We start from the raw sequence: 16,833 nt of genomic DNA, 5'->3' as shown, positions 1-16,833 counted from the left end.
CGTATGTCGATACTCCACATACGCACCGTATATCAAATGGAACGTGGGTTTGTGAAGCATCACCCCGCGCTAATCGTTCATTGCCTACAATATAGAGAGATCAGAATGACCAAACGCGAAGCAATCTTTCCTGCCGACAGGCACGCTCTTTACGAAGAGCACGGCTATTCCGCCGCTATCCGATCCGGTGATCTGCTGTTTGTAACCGGACAGGTCGGCAGCCGCCCCGATGGAACACCAGAACCCAATTTCGAACGCCAAGTACGGCTGGCCTTTAAAAACCTGAAGGCCACGCTAACCGCAGCAGGATGCACGATGGATGATATCGTGGACGTAACTACCTTCCACACTGATCCCGAAAACCAGTTCGGAACTATCATGGCTGTTAAGCAGCAGATTTTCGGCAAGCCGCCCTATCCGAATTGGACTGCGCTCGGTGTAAACTGGCTCGCCGGCTTCGACTTTGAAATAAAGGTCATCGCCCGTATTCCGGCAAGTACTTGACATTGCCACACTCCGCCACGCGGGAAATCGCCCTTTTCTGTCGCAGGCGCATTCCAGAAGAAGGCTCCTGTGATGGAGCTGCTCCGGCCCGCTATAACGTAGGGACATAACGAAAAAAGGAGCTATGCCGCGAGTGTGCATAACTCCCCGGTCAATTATTGCAGCATGCTGCAATATAGCGGTTATTTCTCGCCAGCGGTCCGCTGCGCATCATGTACGGCATCGGCGCGCGAACCCGGCGAGGTTGTCTGGTCGGCAGAGAAGAAGCCGTCGCCCGTTCCATTGCCGGATACCGGCAATCAGACATACTTTCATTTTGGTCCCCTTATGGACGAGCGTTCTCATTCAGGCGCGCTTGCTCAAGGCGTCACGACAGACCCTGCCCTTGCCGGAATCCGACGCCAACCCGCCATGGCCGCAGGAGTACATGGATCTTTACGAGGAGGAGCATCCTTACGGACGCCAGCCCGGACGGCTTATGAGATCGCCATGTTGCTCGGCACCCGCCGCTGCGATCTCGCGGTTCTGACATGGGACAACATCAAGCAACGGGCCGAGGTTGCCCCGGACGGCACGGTCATTCGCCGCTTTGAGGTCATCGAATGGACCAGCCGCAAGCACAAGAAAGGCAAGAAGGGCGAGACGATCTATCATGAAGTCACCCCGTCCTTGGCGCTGTGCAGGCGCTTGGCGAACGCAAGCCGGGCCGCTGCATTGTCGCCCGCTTTGATGGCGAGGGCTATTCCGTCAAGTCGCTGATCGGCCAGATGAGCAACTGGTGCAAGCGGGCTGGCGTCCCGGTAACCGAAGGAAGGCGTGCGCGGCTATACCCTTCACGGCCTCCGTCATACGCTTGGCTCACAGCTTGCCGAATGGGCCTCGATCTGGTCGCCATCCAGCGGGCGCTTGGACACAAGCGGCTATCGACGACCGAGCATCATGTCCGCCGCGCGAAGCTTGAGCGCTTGGTGGCCGTGATCCCAAATCGATAAAGGGATCAAACCAGAACATAATAGAAACTGGCGGCACCGATCCAAAATGTAAAGTCTTGATAAGGCTGGCTTTTGTGACACCCCTAGGGCGTACCACTTTTTCGCAATAAATCAAACGCATAACTTTGGTAGAGAAATCCCGCCCGGCACGCGCCCGTATGCTCGATCGACAGGGCGTCAGCCTTCTATGGCAGTTCAGCTACGCTCTGCTGGATAGCCACATCCTTTGGGTGCTTGTCTGGCCAACGGCACGACATTCTGATCCGCTTTTCTTGCGGTCGCCTAGTGCAACAGCGGAGATGAGCGCTGTGGCAGTCGTCAGCAATTGATTGGCAGGCAAAAACAAACGGCGCGTCCGTTGGATGGCTATTTGTCTCTCACCGAAGACAAACCCAAGGACTACCAGATTATGAAACGCCTGCTCAAAACTACAACCAAGACCGTTGCTTCGGTTTTGGCAGTTGTCGCATTGCTTTCCTCTACATCGTACGCGGGCCAGACAATGCGCCACCATGAACACACTGCCACCGCACTTAAAAAGGATTGCCGGTGGGTTTTCCTATTCTGGAGAAGCTGCACCTACAGCTACGTTGGCGCCAATCAGGTCTCTAAAACCCACGCGAAACTTCCAAATTCGGAGATTGCAGTGGGTTTCTCTACGGATAGCATTTTCGCCGGTCGCACCGGACGACCCGTCAGCAAAAGCTCCTCTACTCTCTGGGGTAACACCTCTACCGACGTCTGGTTCTCCGGTGGCAGAACCTTCGGATCCTCGCATGGCAGCGCCTTGGGCGATACCACGGGTGGCTCTCTCTCAGGCAACAATGGTCGCCAGCTGGGAAGCGGTGCCAGCAATCAGGGTGGAGGCCAAGGTGGCCATGAGGGAAGTAACACCAACCCCGGGGGGAACCCTGGTGGAGAGAATCACCAGAATGGCACCGGAAGCACGGCGGGCGGCAACAATCCGGGTTCCGGGACCGGCGGGGACGAAACTCCATCTGGTGCGGGCAACACGCCAAGCAGCCCAAGCAACAATCCCGCACACAGTGACAACGGCCATGGCAACGATCCTGGCCACAGCGATCCCTCTAACCCAGGTCAGGGCAGTGGGAATGGGAACGGGAACAATTCTACTCATAGTGACAACGGTCATGGCAACGATCCCAGCCAAACCGATCCGTCCAACCCCGGCCAGGGCGGCGGCAACCATGGCACTGGCAACAACGGCAAGTGATGTCAAGCAAGGTTAGGTGGATACCCACCTAATGAGGAGCGACCGGGACTGATTAGCGGTCTCGGCGCACGACCAACCGTGGGGAAATATCATGAAGAATATCTATTGGAAAATGGGGACGACTTTGCGCGGTCTTTTGGAACTGCGATGACATGCTCCAGCCGGGCTGCGCAGCCGGCAGGTATTTGGCCTTGTAGCAAGGAGAGGACCTTCTCGTTGATTACACTGCGGGGTCATGTACAGGAGCGCGCCGAAATTCAAGCGGGCTTTTGCCTGTCCAACGTCGGCAAGCGTGACTGAAGGAGCTCGGATGGTGGAACCCCAACAACCAGGCAATCTGGGACGCCTGAAGTTCTTCCTCAAGGTAACGCATCGCAAGATCGCGGCGCATTTGGTCCAGAATTTCGCCAAAGCTCAAACCCTCGGCCGCCAATTTCCGAGCAAATGTTCTTTCGCTAAGACCAAGTCGTTTTGCGACCGTTTTTGTGGTCGCCTCGGCATGCGGCAAGAGTGGCGCAATGTTATTTTCCACGATCGTTCGAAACCGGCTGGCATTGCCCAAGCGGGCTGCTATCGCTTCCTCGCACACCTTCAGGATCAGGTCGTTGAGGAATGGGTCGTCTCCAACGACTGGGAGCTCCAGTGTTCCGGCGTTGAAAATGATCTCATCTGTTTCTGCACCAAATTCGACCTCACACCCAAATAATCGCCGAATATGGCTCAGGTCTCCGGTTCTATGGTGGATAAACCTCGCCTTGTGCGGCGAAAGATCTCGTCCGACGAGGTTGCGGCACAAACGCAAAAGGGCAAATACCAGCAACTCCATCTGATGCCGGTCCCGATGGCGTTGCACCCCGGTGTAGGAAACTTCGACAGCACCTGCAGGTCTTTCCTTTAATCGCAAGACGAGTGCCTCGTTTCCAAGGCGAACGTACCTTTCGAGGCGCCTGAGAGCGTCACCCAGGTCGTGTGATGAGGCTGCCACGTAGTAAAGCATCCCCATCTCGCGCAAATCGCATTCCTTGGCCAAGGTAAGACCCACCCAAGCATTCTTCGAAGCCTGGGCCACCAACTCCAGGAACCGCATTTGCGCCATGACATGAACTCTCCCGCGCTCTGCGATTGCTGCGCTTGAGAGGCCGGACTGCGACAGCAGCGGCGCTGCCTCTATCCCAGCACGCTGCAGATGCCGCACTGCCAAACGTGTGGCCAGTCCCCAGGCGGTTGGTCCATTGATCAAATTTTGAATACCAGCCCTTCCCTGCCCGGCCATGAGCGTCGTCCCGACGAACCCAACTATTGCTATTATTTGTAGTATCTAATCACAACTTCAACCACTGGCATTCTATTCCTATCAATATGAAAGATGTGGCAGCTCAGCGCAAATTATTGGCTGTGCATTACAAGCCGAACGCCTCCCTGCTCAATATAACCGCGGCAAGAGATAGACGCGGAGCGGACAATAAAACCGCCGAGCGACGGCTCTTTCCTGGGAACCCAAAGAGGGGCTCGTGGGAAAACTCTGAATTCGGTGGTTGCCCTGCCCTTTGGTGCAACATCGTTCAGCATTACGGCCGCGGCCGTACGACCCATTTGGAAGATGTCCTGCAAACAGGCAGTTTTCCCGACGGACCAGGAAGGGGATGGTCGTCGTCGGGAACGCCGTCGTCGCTCGCGTCGTGATCACCGCGTCCTCGGTGATGCGTTTTGGGAGGAACGCAGATCGAGCGGCGGCGGCACCTCGAGTGACGAGAGGCCGCTCTCATTGACCGCCGTGACTTGAGCCTCACCTGGGTTAAGGGAAACCTACGTCGAAACCGGGTTCACCCTGTCATGCGCCCTGAGACTCCCTGAGCATGGTGCATCCGAAGACGGCTGCTCGAAAGTAGCTGGCAAATGTGATTGGTGGCGTGATTGTTTCAAATGATCTCGAGGGCGACCCAGCGGTTATTGCCGGAGCAACTTGACGTTACTTCCCTCAGATTTCCGTAGTCGTCCTTCCTATCCCGGTGACGATGGACCGCGACAGCAAAGTAAAAGAGCCTTCGCGGGTGACTGCTTTCGTGTCAGTCAACCACACCCAATCAAAAGCCGCTGATCAGTTCGACCTTCGAGCCATCGCTGAAGCGCGCGAGCCGGAATGCTTTCGGATCTACGAGGGGTGCCCTGCCTGTGACGATATCGGCCATCAGCCGTCCCGCTGCCGGACCGATGCCGAAGCCGTGCCCTGAAAACCCGGTCGCGATGTGAAAGCCTGGAATGGAATCGACCGCCGAGATGACAGGTACGGCATCGGGGGTGACATCGATATAGCCGCCCCAATGCTGGGCAATTTCCGCCTTATCGAAGACTGGAAACGCCCTCTTCAGGCCTGCGAGTGCAGCTTGCGTCGATCTCTTCGAGGGCACTGGATCCAGAACCCTGTTGTATTCGAACGGACTTGCGTCATCCATCGACCAGCGCCTCGAAATGCGCAACTCGTCGAGGAAACGGCCGGCAAGGCGGAAAGACAGCGACTTCCATTCTGAGCGCAATGCCGGCAGAAACGCTGAAGCATAGCGGAACGAGGCTGGCACTATATCAACGATGTTGTCGTGCCCGCAGGCAATTGTATAGCCACCGTCCTGCCGCTTGCGAATGGCAAAATCCTTCGCCCATATCGTTTGCTCCGGGCCGCCTTCCAGCAGCGTCGTGCGCATCACGCTGTTCAACACCTTCAGCTGTGGAAGGTCGATGCCGAAGCGACCAGCAAACAGGCTGGACCATGCCCCGCCAGCCAGAACCACGGCCTTGCAGGCGATCGGACCGCGCTCCGTCAACACGCCGCCAACGGCGCCCGCCTCGGTCTCTATGCCGCGCACGGCGCACTCCGTCAGGATAGTCGCTCCCTTGTCGCGGGCCGCTTCGGCTATCGCCGGCGCAGCTTTCTGCGGCTCCGCGCGACCGTCAGCCGGAGTGTAAAGCGCTCCGGCCATGTCCAGCCTGGAGCCGGGAACCGTGTCGGCGAACTCCCGCGCCGTCAGCATGCGGGATTCGATCTGATAGCCGTCCAGGTTGGTGCGCCAGCGCTCGTGCTCCGCGAGATCCTTCTCGCTGTTGCAGGTGAAGATGATGCCGGCCCGCTTGAACCCCGTATCGCGTCCGGTGCGATTATCGAGGCTATCCCAGATCCTCAGCGACGCGGCCATCAGCGGCACCTCGCGCGGGTCGCGCATCGAAATCCGGACCCAACCCCAGTTCCGGCTGGACTGTTCCTTGCCGATGCCACCCTTTTCGCAGAGCGTCACGCGAAGGCCGCGCTCTGCGAGTTCCAGCGCCGTGGAGCAGCCGATGATGCCGCCGCCGATCACCACGACATCGCATTCTTTTGGCAGCTCCTCGTCGCCATGGACGGGAACGACATAAGGACCGGGCATGAAGGATGGTCTCCTGACAGGGACTCAAGAACATTTGGCTATGGTAGCCCTACAACCCCGCCACGCGTTTAGGAACCCTGCCGGCCCTTGTCCGGTCTGCCGCGCTCAGGATTGCTTGAAGGCGAAGACATCGACGGGCTCGCCCAATCCCCTTAGCGGGAACGAGCCGAGGCTTTCCATCCCTTCCTTGCAAGCGGCCATTTCAACGAAGGCTCTGGAGAAGAGTACCGGTCGCTTGATCTCCTTCGTCAGGCTTTCAAGGCGCGAGGCTACATTGACTGCAGGACCGATTACTGTGAAGTCGAGCCGCCGGCGGGAACCGATGTTTCCGTACATGACGTCGCCGACATGGACGCCAATACCATAACGCAGCACCTCGCGACCCTCGCGCGCATTTTGCTCGTTAAGGGTACCGACGGCGCGATCGGCCTCCATTATGGCAGCGAGCAGGTTCCTGCAGGCCATTGGATCGGTCAGCGGAAAGATCGCCAACATGCCATCGCCCATAAATTTCAGAATCTCGCCGCCATGCTTTTCAATCGGCTCTGACATCGCGTCGAAATAGCCGTTCAGCAACTCAATGACATCATCGCGTGGCCAATGATCCGAGATTGTGGTGAAATCACGCAGATCGCAGATCAGGATCGCCGCGCCGACAGTCGCGCCGCTGCCGCGGGTTGTCGCTCCCGCAAGTATCTGTCCGCTCGCATGGGGACCAACATATGTCTCAAGCAGCGTACGCGCGAGAATGTTCTTGATGCGGATCTCGGTAACAAGCGTCAAGGCAGGAAGGACGTCTTTGAGGAAAGCGATATGGTCCTCCGCAAAGCCGCCGGGCCGATCGCTGGAAAAGGTCACGATGTGGCGCTTACCGAGCGTGTGTTCCATCGGCCAGGCGATATATTCCGTGAGCCCCTCGCGGATCAGTTCGTCATAGAACTGATGATGGCCGTCGCCGGCATGCATTGTCTCCAGATTTTTGCGGACCTCGATCGCTCCGCTGAAAATCTCGTTCACTGGGCTGTTGCGAAACTGAGGGGTCGTCTCGACGCCATAGGCGAACGTGTCGATCACGGCTTCGGTCAGCCCGGTCTTCCAAAGAATACGTGCTCCGAGCCATTGGGGATGAAGCGTTCTGAAGTGTAGCGATGCGCGCGCCACCGGGACGCCGTCATCCCGCAGCCGCTGGCACATCTGCACGAATATGTTGTCGATAAAGCGCTCATCGCGCGTTTCGGTGACCAACCAATCGATGATCTTTCGTCGACGCGAGGGCCACACGCCTTCGCTCTGATCCGTGAAATACGAAGGCACGTCCGACAGGGATTGCATGGGTACGCTCCACAAATACAGTCGCCTCCCGATTGCGGGTAGACTTTACTCATCCTAAGATGGTGCACGATCCTTAAGATTGAAATGGCCAAGAGCCGTCCGAGTATGGATTACGGGGCTTTCAGGAGCATACGCCGGGTCTCTCCAATTGTCGTCGCGCTCTTTGCCAACGGTCTGTATTCCAGCCCGAGTGCACCATTGTAGCCATGTTCGACGAGCCAATCGACCCGTGCTTTGAGGTCGATACCGCCGCTACCAGGCTCGTTCCGTCCCGGGTGATCGGCGATATGGATATGGAAAACGTGGTCGATATTCCCGCCAACCACCTCGGCCGTATCCTCGCCCATGACGGCGGAATGGTAGACATCGTAGACGATGCCGATTTCCGCTCGCCCCGTCGCCTTGACGATGTCGATGCCTTCGACCGTTGAATGAAGGAAATAGCCAGCGTGGTCGATCAATGTATTGAGCGGCTCAAGACCAAGGCGGATACCGCTACCTTCAAGCATTTTGCCAGCAGCGGCCAGGGTGTCGATCAGCGCCGCCTTCTGTTCTTCGCGAGACTTTCCGGGAAGATCGTCGCCTGCCTGTGCAATCAATATGTGCGCACCAAGGCGCCTGGCCGTTTCCATCGAACTCTTCAAGCCTTTGAGGAAGGTGTCCTTGTTGGCACGATCGGTTAAGGCGATCATCGGTTCAGCGACAAAGCTGGTGAGCTCCGTACCGGTTTCCATCAGCGCCCACTCGATGCTGCCGATATCCTTGTTGGTCCATTTCCAGAATTCGACGGCCTCTACGCCGCGCCCGTGTGCAAGTCGGATCCTGTCGGCGAAGTTGTCGGCTTCGGCTGCAAACAACCATTCGATGCAGGCGGAAAGTCTCATTGCGGCCTCGCTGAATCGGGAGCTCTGTTGGCGACTTCAGTCGAGACACAGCAAAGGGCATATAGCAACAGGCATATGCCAAAAACCTTCCCAACTCCGTTTCTGTCTTGACGTCACATTCAGCATCGCTAACGTAAAGGCGCGTATTAATCTCCCAACTCCGCCCGTCATTTTTGACGGGCGTATCTTTTCCGGCTCGGCACAGAAGGCCAGAATTGCGACGGAGAGACGATGGCTGCCGTGGGTGTGTCGTTTAGCAAACCAAGCGTCGCTACCCTTATTGCCGGCATTCTGCTAGCGCCCCCCGATATGGCCCTTTCCCAACCGCCCGCCGCGACGTCGCATCGCGTCTGCGTCTATGCCCTGGCGGTGCCTAACTCCGACGAACACCTTTGCATCACCCGAGAAGCGTACGCGCGCGATCTCTGCATTGCGATCGACCACTTCGCGGGGGAAAACCATCTGCCCCCTGAATATTTCGCCCGATTGATATGGCGTGAAAGCAGCTTTCGAGCCGGCGCCGTCAGCCCCAAAGGCGCACAGGGCATCGCCCAGTTCATGCCTGGCACAGCAAGGCAGCGTGGGCTGAGGGATAGTTTCGATGTGCTCGAATCACTCAAGGAATCAGCACGGTACCTCGATGAGCTTAGAGAACGCTTTGGCAATCTGGGCCTTGCCGCCGCGGCATACAATGCCGGCGAGCAGGGCCTCACGGACTACCTCGACACGGGCCTGCTGCCCTTCGAGACGCGAAGCTACGTCCTTGCCATCACTGCGAGTACCATCGAACAATGGAAGAACGATCCCCCGGGCGACGCCGCACAGTTTCTAAGCCCGCATAAACCCTTTATTGATGGCTGCATCGAGCTTGCCAGCAAGGGCCGCCTCACCGAGAGCGCCTCGGTTCAGGAGGGATCCTGGGCGCCCTGGGGCGCCCAGCTTGCAGCAAACAGCAACGATGCAGTGGCAGTTCGCCTCTTCTCGGCAGTCGCGCGTCAGCTTCCGGCATCGCTCGCAAGCGAAGAGCCTGTAATCGTGCGCGTGCGTGACCACAGCTTCGGCTTTAGGCCGCGCTACGCAGCCCGAATCGGCAGGCAGACTCGGGCTGAAGCCGACAAGGTCTGCGTGACTGTCAGGGCCGCTGGAGCGGCCTGCACCGTCTTTCGAAATTGACAGAGTTTCAAACGCGGCCGGCGAAGACTTTTTGTGCCGTTGCATGAACAATGGCCCGAGTTGTGCGTTTCCCCTCCGGGAGGAAAAGGCCATGCATAGTACGCAAAACAGGCAGATCAGAAATCCCGGGCCGCGGGGCCAGAGGATAGCCAAGCAAGGCAGGCGAAGCGGTGCCGATTCGGCAGAAGAGCGCAAGCTGCACAAACTTCTCGGACGTCACGTCCCCGAACACGAGATGCAGGCGAATATCACCGGTAAGCCACCGAAACTTCGATAACTGCGACCGAAGGTATCAGAAGACCAGGAAGTCCGGGGCCGTCTGCTGCGAGGTCAATCTGAGCGTTCCATCAGACTGGACCACGTATTTTTCGAACGTTCGGTACCCCCATTTTCCCAGGAACGTGTTTTTGACCACCGTTCCCGGCGGATACGGTGAACGCGCAACGCGTCCATAGGTCAGGCTACCTGGAACAGGCTCGGGTGACGGCCCAGTCGTGCTGCAGCCGGCGAGCGCCATCGCAATGAATATCGCGGTATACCTCATGGCGACCTCCTTGCCGCCCCTCATCCTGGCCGCATGCCACGCAGCCAGAATTACACACTCACCGCCGGTTGCCGATAAACATCAGCCCTGCGGCGTCAACGTCATGGACGTCCCGGTAGCAGCGACATTGATGCCGAGCTGACCCGTCACGCTCAACGTCTGCAATTGGACCGAACCGCTGGTGCCGCCAACGAGGATATTGGCGCCCACACCGGCAACGAGCGTCGCTTCGGCCGATGCCCCCTGGTACAGACCGCCAAGGGAACCCCGATGGTATCCTGTCGTCGGTGCAAACACTGCCCACACAATCCGTCCGCGCGTGGTAAAGCCGACATCGACCCCCAGCTTGCGGATCGCGCCCGTATAGTGATCCGGTGCAGCACTGTTCGAAACCGGGCTGAAAACGCAGTCAACGGATTTGGCCGAACCGAGGACGTAACCGACACCGCCACCGACGTCGCAAGTCAGAAGCCCGATCTTCACTCCATCACGCAGGTCGGGCTCAGGCTCATGGTAGCTGCTCACCAAATCGGCGGCGATAACGCTTGAGGCCAGGGCTTGCATCAGGCATGCGGCAGCAACAACGGTTGCGATCTTCTTCATCATTTTCTCCTTGTATTGCACGGAGATACATAGCGCATCGTACCGATTTACCAAGCTCGCAAACGCATGGCTGCCTTTCGGATCTTGCACCCTGATGGCACTGTCTGGACAGCAGTCGGCGCGACTGCGACCGGCACTAAACGCCCATGTTCTGGCAGGTCACGAGCTGGAACGGGGATCCAGGCCTTTCGGCTCAAGCCTCTCGCCTCTCACGGCCTTCAAGGCTTGCGTCGATCGGGGCATCGATCCCAGCGACCAGGATCTTTTCAGTCGAGGCACCTGAATCCTTGAGTTCCCGGACAGTCTCGGGCTCGAAGAAAGCTAAATGGCGTTATCGGTGACAAAGGCCTGTCTGCAGGCTTGGAAGATGGGCACCCGTGTGGGCGTGGAACTCCCCACAAGGCTCTATCGGTAAGTGAAACGGTGCCGAAAATAGTTGGGCTAGGGGCAAAAAATAGGAGAAAGCCCCGCGTCCCGCGAGGCTGCTTCCTTTATTCGCAAACCGTTCTGTATCTGGTGATGTAGTGGTGATGGCTTCGGTGCTGGTAAGGCACCCTCCAGCATACATCGCGGTAAGCCTGGCGGGGCCGGTAATACTCACGGTATGACGGATCGTATCGGTAGTAGCGAGGTGGTGGCGGATCGTCATAATACCTGTGGCCACCCGAGCCGAACTCGAAATAAACGCCTTGCGCGCCGGCAGGAGCGCTCACCAGCAGTGCTGCGAGGCCGGCCACTGCGATAATTAACCGTTTCATGGTCAGTCTCCTTTCTCTTGAGGTTCAACGCTGTAGCCGAGGTATGGTTCACGCATTTGTGTCCCATAGGACCTAAGTCCTAGCAGGGAGACCGATGGAAAGTTCAAAAAGAGAAGCCCCGCCAGGTGGCGGGGCTCTTAATATCGCGACATCTCAAAAAGACATGCCTCGCGTGACATGACCCATATAACGGCGCTGGTCTGCTTCTGTTCCCGATCATGCTTCGTGCTGTCTACGGAGATCGAGGCTTGAACCCGCGTGCCACGTCGATGAGCGAGCGCAACTGCGTCTCATCTTGAATGCCCTGGCGATAAAATTCGATGATGATTGAGGCGATCCGTTCGGCCTCGTCCGATGAGGCTTCGATCCCTTGTTCCTTACGGATATGATCGAGCACGCGACGGCAGGCTGACAGATCTTTGGAATGCAACGGCTCGTCGCGGCGACTGAAGCGCTTATGAGACATGGCGTCTCCCTCCTCCGGAGGCAGAAAGGAGCCCCGCAGGAAGCGGGGCAGATAACAGGGACGTTTGGAAAGGGCCAAGGCAAAATGTGCGGATCGCCTTGGAACTATGTCTAGAACGCAGTTTCATGCCGTTGGTTCCCGTGCCGCCGCGTTGCCGTCGACAAGGAGGGCGGCTGCCGCTTGATGTCCGTCGCTGGACTTGGCTGACAGAGGGCTTCCCTCTTCGGCACAAATGCGGACGCCTGCGGGGCAAACGCGAAACAAAGGTCACCGGCGCTCCGGCTAACCTCAGATCCGGGACTGGCGGTAGAAAAGGAGAGCCGGCTCGAGGTGCTTCGCGAAGCAGGCCGATAGCAAAATCTTTGCTATTCAAGCACTCACAGGCGCTTCGTCCGTCCCGTTAGAGGATCTGCATATGCTATTGATTATTTGTAAGATGACGTGATCCAAGGCATCCTTCTCCGTCTGCATTTGTTTGAGGGCATCGCCGATCGCAAGTTCTTAGCGGGCCAACTCGCATTTGATGGACGAGTATGGATTACCTCATCGGACATCACCCCTCACTAACGAGCACTGGCTTCCAGCTCGGTCTCCGGGACCGACATCGACCACTCCTTCTCTGGCCGATCAGACCAAGGTCCGTCTTGCCGACAAGCGCCAGTTGCGTAGTGTCGAGGACAAGGAACGGCAGGGGAAACAAATGGGTACGACGCAATGGCCGAAGGCCCCCTTATTCGAGGAAGACATGGATGCGCTTGCCTCGATCCTGAGGACCTGGTGTGGCAAGCACCAGCATGACTTTAACGGCGAGGAAAGCCGGGTGAAGGCCCGCGAACTTGTAGAATGGTTCGAGTTTGGTGTGAAGGACCCTATAGAGCTTGCTGACCTAATTGAAGGCAAACACTGGCAGGTTGAACGTATCTAATCGCAAGCGCCGAAAAAAAGGGACACGCAGCATTCATGATCCTCGGCTTCCCCTCCTCGCTTTCCTCATCTGTCATCGGTTCGTGACGCACCATGTTGAGAATAAAGCGGGCGAGGAAGAGGAGAGAGAATAGCTTGTGGATATATATCGCCTAACGAATGCGCCCTATCCTTATGAGGGATTCCGTGGACTTCCGGCGTTCGGCATTTGACTTTGAGAGAGCGTCGAGCCAGCTCACCGACATTCTCCATCGCTGCCTTTTCGGCGAGACGACGTAGCAGCATTTTCTCGACAAACTTCACACCGTCCTCTCCGGTGGCCGTTCCATGCTGATGGTTGACGATGCCGCCGCCAAAGGCCGCGAACTGTGGTGCGGTCTATCAATGTGCTGCCGGTCATCCGTCAGCCCCACGACGAGCATTTCGAGTGCTCGCCAATGCCAAAGAAATCAATGCCGACGTCATCGGCCACCACGGCTTCCTTGATGACGTTTCGTATCACTTGAGCGTATGTTTCCGGCTGACCGTTTGGCGTCGTGCGTTACGTGCGCCTGGAGCCCCTTGGGTCAAAGCTGTGGCCCGTTAAGTCCCATCAAGCGGAAGCCGCAGCCATTGCTTCTTCGCTCGCTTTAACAACGGCATCCACCGTAATTCCGAACTTCTTGTAGACATCGTCGATCTTTCCGGATGCGCCGAAGCTGTGCATCCCGATGAACCGACCATCGAAACCCAGGTATCGGTCCCAGCTGTCCTGAACAGCGGCTTCGACTGCAACTCGCGCGGATCTTGGCCCCAAGACCTGCTGCCTGTAATCCGGCGACTGAGCCTCGAACAGGAGTCGGCATGGCATCGAGACGACCGCCGTCCGAACACCTTTGGCCTGCAACTGTTCTCTGGCCTGAACCGCTAAGTGAAGTTCCGACCCGGTCGCCATAATCGTCAGCTGACGTTCGCCACCACTCGCCTCCAACAGCACGTATCCGCCCTTAGCGGACAAGTTCTCGCTTCCAGGCTCTTTCCGCAGCAACGGCATTGGCTGCCGGGACAGTGCGATCAGAGCGGCTCTGCGTGGAGCGTCTAAGATAGCCTCCCAGCATTCGGCCGTCTCGATCGGGTCACCTGGACGGTAGACGGCGAGCCCTGGGATTGCGCGGAGTGCAGAAAGATGTTCGACCGGCTGATGGGTCGGGCCGTCCTCGCCCAAGCCGATGGAATCGTGCGTCATCACGAAGATAGAGCGGATTTCCATCATGGCAGCGAGACGAATGGCCGGTCGTGCGTAGTCTGAGAAGGTCAGGAACGTTCCGCCGTAGGGGATCAATCCGCCATGAAGGGCGATGCCATTGATAACAGCCGCCATGCCATGCTCGCGGACGCCATAGTGGATGTAGGAGCCTGCGTACTGGCCAGGTGCAATCTCGACTTGCGACTTAGCCTTCGTATTGTTCGATGGCGTCAGGTCAGCCGAGCCGCCGATCAACTCCGGAAGCGCTTCAGCAAGGTGGTTCAGCACAGTGCCGCTCGCTTGGCGAGTGGCCAGATCCTTCTCGCTGGCCAGCAGCTCCTTCTTGGCCGCGTCGATTGCCTTGCGCCATTCGTGCGGCAACTCGCCTTTCATACGACGTTCGAACTCCGCGCAGATTTCTCCGTTGGCGGTCTGGACGCGCACCGCCCAGGCCATCCGCTCGTTCTTTCCTTTCGCGCCAATGGACCGCCACGCTTCAAGGAGGTCACCTGGGATTTCGAACGGCGGCGACGACCAATCAAGCAGCTTTCTTGCGCCCGCAATCTCTTCCTCGCCCGGCGCATCGCTGTGGGCTTTCTGGGTCCCAGCTTTTGTGGGGAAGCCGAACCCTATGATCGTCTTGCAGTCGATCATCGACGGGCGGTCGACAACCTTTTGTGCCTCGACGATCGCTGTCCTAATGGCATCGGTGTCGTGTCCGTCGATCTGCTGAACATGCCAGTTTGCCGAACGGAAGCGCGCTACGTGGTCGTCCGACTCGGCGAGGCTGGTCGCACCGTCAATGGAAATCGAGTTGTCGTCCCAGAAATAGATGAGCTTGCCGAGTTTCAGGTGCCCTGCGAGTGCAATAGCCTCCTGGCTAATACCTTCCATCAGGCACCCATCACCATGGAAGACGTAGGTGTAGTGGTTCGAAAGGTTGTCACCGAACTTTGCGTTCATGATCCGCTCAGCCAAGGCCATACCGACCCCGTTCGCCAAGCCCTGCCCCAATGGACCGGTTGTCGTTTCAATACCGGTGGCATGGTGATATTCCGGATGTCCTGCCGTTCTCGACCCAATCTGGCGGAAATTCTCGATCTCGTCGATTGTCATGTCCTCGTAGCCGGTCAGGTACAGCAAACTGTAGAGCATCATCGAGCCATGACCGTTCGAGATTAGGAACCGGTCGCGGTCGTACCAGTAAGGGTCCTTGCTATCGAACTTCATGAATTCGGAGAACAAAACCGTGGCAATATCCGCCATGCCCATCGGCATTCCAGGGTGACCGCTTTTAGCCTTCTGGACCGCATCCATCGATAGGAAGCGGATGCAGTTGGCAAGCCTGCGCAGGTGGGGGTCTTTGGGGGCAGGAACAGATGGGGTGGTATCAGGCATGGGGATCTCCTCATTCCGACCGAGTGTCTCGCCTGGAGATAGGGCGAGAAGGAAGGAGCGACACTCATGCCCCGGTAAGAGGTTCGTGTTCGTACGGCAACGGCAAGTTTTCGACGATAGAAAACCGCGCCCTAAGGTGATGCCCGCTGGCTGTAACTCGCCTCGGCGCGCCCCGGCAATCCAGCAAAGCAGTGACCTGTAACTTCAAGCAACGTAACGGCAAGCGCTGAATCGGCATATTCATTTCAATATCGCGACCTCCCGATTTACAAATTTGCGAGAGACAGCGGTTGGCTCAAGGAGAACAGAGGGTTCACCCCTGATGAAGCCAGAGCGGTCGCCATAGATGACCTATCGCGGCTAGCAAAGAAGATACCTGCGATAACGAGCGTCGCGCCGATGGCTTGTATGACCGTTATGGCTTCACTTGCAAAAGCCCATCCAACCACGAGTGCGACAACCGGTGTTCACCTGAACAGCCCGCCAATCAAACAATGGCGGGAGCAGACCGCAGGACTTGTAAACGGTGTCACCGTCCTGAAGGCGACGCTCGTCGATTAGTGGATTGGACGCTCGTGCACTTGTTTCTCGCCTGAGCGGGAAGTTCGAAACCTTGCAGTGGCGACTAGCCTTGCGGAGATCGTTCTCACCAGCGCGATCCACCTGGCGCGGTCGCCCGGCGACTGAGGCTCAAAAACTCCGAGAGCATGTGGCGTCGTGCTTGCTAATAAATCAGCCGCATCGAACACCGATTGATATGGCGCTGGATCAGTAAGTCGGCGCTAGCACCTGGCACACCGCAAAAAATCATGATCGGATTGTACGCTGGCATACCAAACTGATTGATCAGACCTAAGTCCGATTTCAGATGAAGTAGCAAGTCCTAATGTCCCCCTATCCTCCTTCTCCGGGAGGATAATGGGAGGCCACGGCGTAGGGGTGGTTTGTAATGGGGTGGCCTCCCTCCACCGTCCGATTGCAGGTAAAATTTCAAACAGGCTCGCTGGCGGGATACACGCTGTCCAACGCGAACGCCACCATGCATGGATCGGCTTTCCCTGCAGTCGCCGACGATTGCCACTGGTAGACACGACGATCACGCCATGACGCTCGCCGAAGCCTGAAGCCTCAGTCTGACCTTGCACCCGCCACGGACAACAGGTTTCCCCGCGTCGGCTTCCGGACACCAAGCATCACACACATGCCATTCCGGTAAAAGTTGAACGCTTGGCAGGATGAGGTCGCAATGCATTGATCTTGACAGGCAGCGAGACTTGTACCCGAGAACTTGGCGAAAGTTCTTGCCTAAGACTTCAACATCTCTGCTTGTCCGGAAGCTCAGACTTGGACCGAAATCTTGGCCTATTCTCGTGATGTCAG

Annotated in this window: 14 protein-coding genes and 1 pseudogene; 5 read left to right on the top strand and 10 right to left on the bottom strand. The window is 57.6% G+C overall.

Going from position 1 to position 16,833, the window contains the following annotated elements; translation table 11 throughout:
• Positions 1–105: 105 nt before the first annotated feature.
• From BN77_RS19610 to BN77_RS33610, 3 genes are all read left to right on the top strand, one after another.
• The gene (locus BN77_RS19610; protein WP_007535128.1) at positions 106–504 is read left to right on the top strand and encodes a RidA family protein; all 399 of its coding nucleotides are present in this window, start codon (positions 106–108) and stop codon (positions 502–504) included.
• A gap of 489 nt (positions 505–993) precedes the next feature.
• Positions 994–1,263: a hypothetical protein gene (locus tag BN77_RS19605; protein WP_040677442.1), complete on the top strand. Its 270-nt coding sequence runs from the start codon at positions 994–996 to the stop codon at positions 1,261–1,263.
• A gap of 591 nt (positions 1,264–1,854) precedes the next feature.
• Positions 1,855–2,730 carry a dermokine domain-containing protein gene (locus BN77_RS33610; protein ID WP_157224472.1) on the top strand — a complete coding sequence of 292 codons (876 nt, stop codon included), beginning with the start codon at positions 1,855–1,857 and terminating at the stop codon, positions 2,728–2,730.
• A 220-nt stretch (positions 2,731–2,950) separates the two neighbouring features.
• Here BN77_RS33610 and BN77_RS19595 read toward each other — a convergent pair whose 3' ends face one another.
• The 4 genes from BN77_RS19595 to BN77_RS19580 form a co-directional block, all read right to left on the bottom strand.
• Positions 2,951–4,003 (bottom strand): AraC family transcriptional regulator, encoded by a 1,053-nt coding sequence (locus tag BN77_RS19595; protein WP_007535118.1) that lies wholly within the window; start codon positions 4,001–4,003, stop codon positions 2,951–2,953.
• 811 nt (positions 4,004–4,814) lie between these two features.
• Positions 4,815–6,146 (bottom strand): NAD(P)/FAD-dependent oxidoreductase, encoded by a 1,332-nt coding sequence (locus tag BN77_RS19590; RefSeq protein ID WP_007535116.1) that lies wholly within the window; start codon positions 6,144–6,146, stop codon positions 4,815–4,817.
• A gap of 105 nt (positions 6,147–6,251) precedes the next feature.
• Positions 6,252–7,478 carry an adenylate/guanylate cyclase domain-containing protein gene (locus BN77_RS19585; RefSeq protein WP_007535114.1) on the bottom strand — a complete coding sequence of 409 codons (1,227 nt, stop codon included), beginning with the start codon at positions 7,476–7,478 and terminating at the stop codon, positions 6,252–6,254.
• Between the two features lie 110 nt (positions 7,479–7,588).
• Positions 7,589–8,362: a TIM barrel protein gene (locus tag BN77_RS19580; protein WP_007535112.1), complete on the bottom strand. Its 774-nt coding sequence runs from the start codon at positions 8,360–8,362 to the stop codon at positions 7,589–7,591.
• Between the two features lie 231 nt (positions 8,363–8,593).
• Here BN77_RS19580 and BN77_RS19575 point away from each other — a divergent pair, with 231 nt between their 5' ends.
• A complete protein-coding gene (locus BN77_RS19575; RefSeq protein ID WP_007535110.1) occupies positions 8,594–9,535 on the top strand; it encodes a lytic transglycosylase domain-containing protein in 942 nt (313 codons plus the stop codon).
• A 292-nt stretch (positions 9,536–9,827) separates the two neighbouring features.
• Here BN77_RS19575 and BN77_RS19565 read toward each other — a convergent pair whose 3' ends face one another.
• The 4 genes from BN77_RS19565 to BN77_RS19555 form a co-directional block, all read right to left on the bottom strand.
• Positions 9,828–10,079: a hypothetical protein gene (locus tag BN77_RS19565; RefSeq protein ID WP_007535106.1), complete on the bottom strand. Its 252-nt coding sequence runs from the start codon at positions 10,077–10,079 to the stop codon at positions 9,828–9,830.
• A gap of 81 nt (positions 10,080–10,160) precedes the next feature.
• Positions 10,161–10,682, bottom strand: coding sequence for a DUF992 domain-containing protein (locus BN77_RS19560; RefSeq protein ID WP_007535104.1), 522 nt, complete (start codon positions 10,680–10,682; stop codon positions 10,161–10,163).
• 491 nt (positions 10,683–11,173) lie between these two features.
• Positions 11,174–11,440 (bottom strand): hypothetical protein, encoded by a 267-nt coding sequence (locus tag BN77_RS32290; protein WP_007535102.1) that lies wholly within the window; start codon positions 11,438–11,440, stop codon positions 11,174–11,176.
• Positions 11,441–11,672: 232 nt separating this feature from the next.
• A complete protein-coding gene (locus tag BN77_RS19555; RefSeq protein WP_007535100.1) occupies positions 11,673–11,906 on the bottom strand; it encodes a hypothetical protein in 234 nt (77 codons plus the stop codon).
• A 700-nt stretch (positions 11,907–12,606) separates the two neighbouring features.
• On the opposite strand from BN77_RS19555, the gene BN77_RS19550 reads away from it, so the two are divergent.
• Positions 12,607–12,831: a hypothetical protein gene (locus BN77_RS19550; protein ID WP_007535098.1), complete on the top strand. Its 225-nt coding sequence runs from the start codon at positions 12,607–12,609 to the stop codon at positions 12,829–12,831.
• Positions 12,832–13,422: 591 nt separating this feature from the next.
• Here the strand turns inward: BN77_RS19550 and tkt are convergent.
• Both tkt and BN77_RS35895 read right to left on the bottom strand, forming a co-directional pair.
• The gene (gene tkt / locus BN77_RS19545; protein ID WP_007535094.1) at positions 13,423–15,453 is read right to left on the bottom strand and encodes a transketolase; all 2,031 of its coding nucleotides are present in this window, start codon (positions 15,451–15,453) and stop codon (positions 13,423–13,425) included.
• 1,128 nt (positions 15,454–16,581) lie between these two features.
• A pseudogene (locus tag BN77_RS35895) lies at positions 16,582–16,719 on the bottom strand (PAN domain-containing protein); the annotation flags it as partial.
• Positions 16,720–16,833: the final 114 nt, after the last annotated feature.

The organism is Rhizobium mesoamericanum STM3625 (genome assembly GCF_000312665.1).
Classification (GTDB): domain Bacteria; phylum Pseudomonadota; class Alphaproteobacteria; order Rhizobiales; family Rhizobiaceae; genus Rhizobium; species Rhizobium mesoamericanum.
This window is presented reverse-complemented; position numbering and strand designations above follow the sequence as displayed.

What these genes read in the sequence shown, in the direction of transcription:
- BN77_RS19560 (WP_007535104.1), bottom strand. Translation starts at nt 10,682, where the DNA reads ATGAAGAAGATCGCAACCGTTGTTGCTGCCGCATGCCTGATGCAAGCC.
- BN77_RS19580 (WP_007535112.1), bottom strand. Translation starts at nt 8,362, where the DNA reads ATGAGACTTTCCGCCTGCATCGAATGGTTGTTTGCAGCCGAAGCCGAC.
- BN77_RS19590 (WP_007535116.1), bottom strand. Translation starts at nt 6,146, where the DNA reads ATGCCCGGTCCTTATGTCGTTCCCGTCCATGGCGACGAGGAGCTGCCA.
- BN77_RS19610 (WP_007535128.1), top strand. Translation starts at nt 106, where the DNA reads ATGACCAAACGCGAAGCAATCTTTCCTGCCGACAGGCACGCTCTTTAC.
- BN77_RS19585 (WP_007535114.1), bottom strand. Translation starts at nt 7,478, where the DNA reads ATGCAATCCCTGTCGGACGTGCCTTCGTATTTCACGGATCAGAGCGAA.
- BN77_RS19605 (WP_040677442.1), top strand. Translation starts at nt 994, where the DNA reads ATGTTGCTCGGCACCCGCCGCTGCGATCTCGCGGTTCTGACATGGGAC.
- BN77_RS19550 (WP_007535098.1), top strand. Translation starts at nt 12,607, where the DNA reads ATGGGTACGACGCAATGGCCGAAGGCCCCCTTATTCGAGGAAGACATG.
- BN77_RS19595 (WP_007535118.1), bottom strand. Translation starts at nt 4,003, where the DNA reads ATGGCCGGGCAGGGAAGGGCTGGTATTCAAAATTTGATCAATGGACCA.
- BN77_RS32290 (WP_007535102.1), bottom strand. Translation starts at nt 11,440, where the DNA reads ATGAAACGGTTAATTATCGCAGTGGCCGGCCTCGCAGCACTGCTGGTG.
- tkt (WP_007535094.1), bottom strand. Translation starts at nt 15,453, where the DNA reads ATGCCTGATACCACCCCATCTGTTCCTGCCCCCAAAGACCCCCACCTG.
- BN77_RS19565 (WP_007535106.1), bottom strand. Translation starts at nt 10,079, where the DNA reads ATGAGGTATACCGCGATATTCATTGCGATGGCGCTCGCCGGCTGCAGC.
- BN77_RS19555 (WP_007535100.1), bottom strand. Translation starts at nt 11,906, where the DNA reads ATGTCTCATAAGCGCTTCAGTCGCCGCGACGAGCCGTTGCATTCCAAA.
- BN77_RS19575 (WP_007535110.1), top strand. Translation starts at nt 8,594, where the DNA reads ATGGCTGCCGTGGGTGTGTCGTTTAGCAAACCAAGCGTCGCTACCCTT.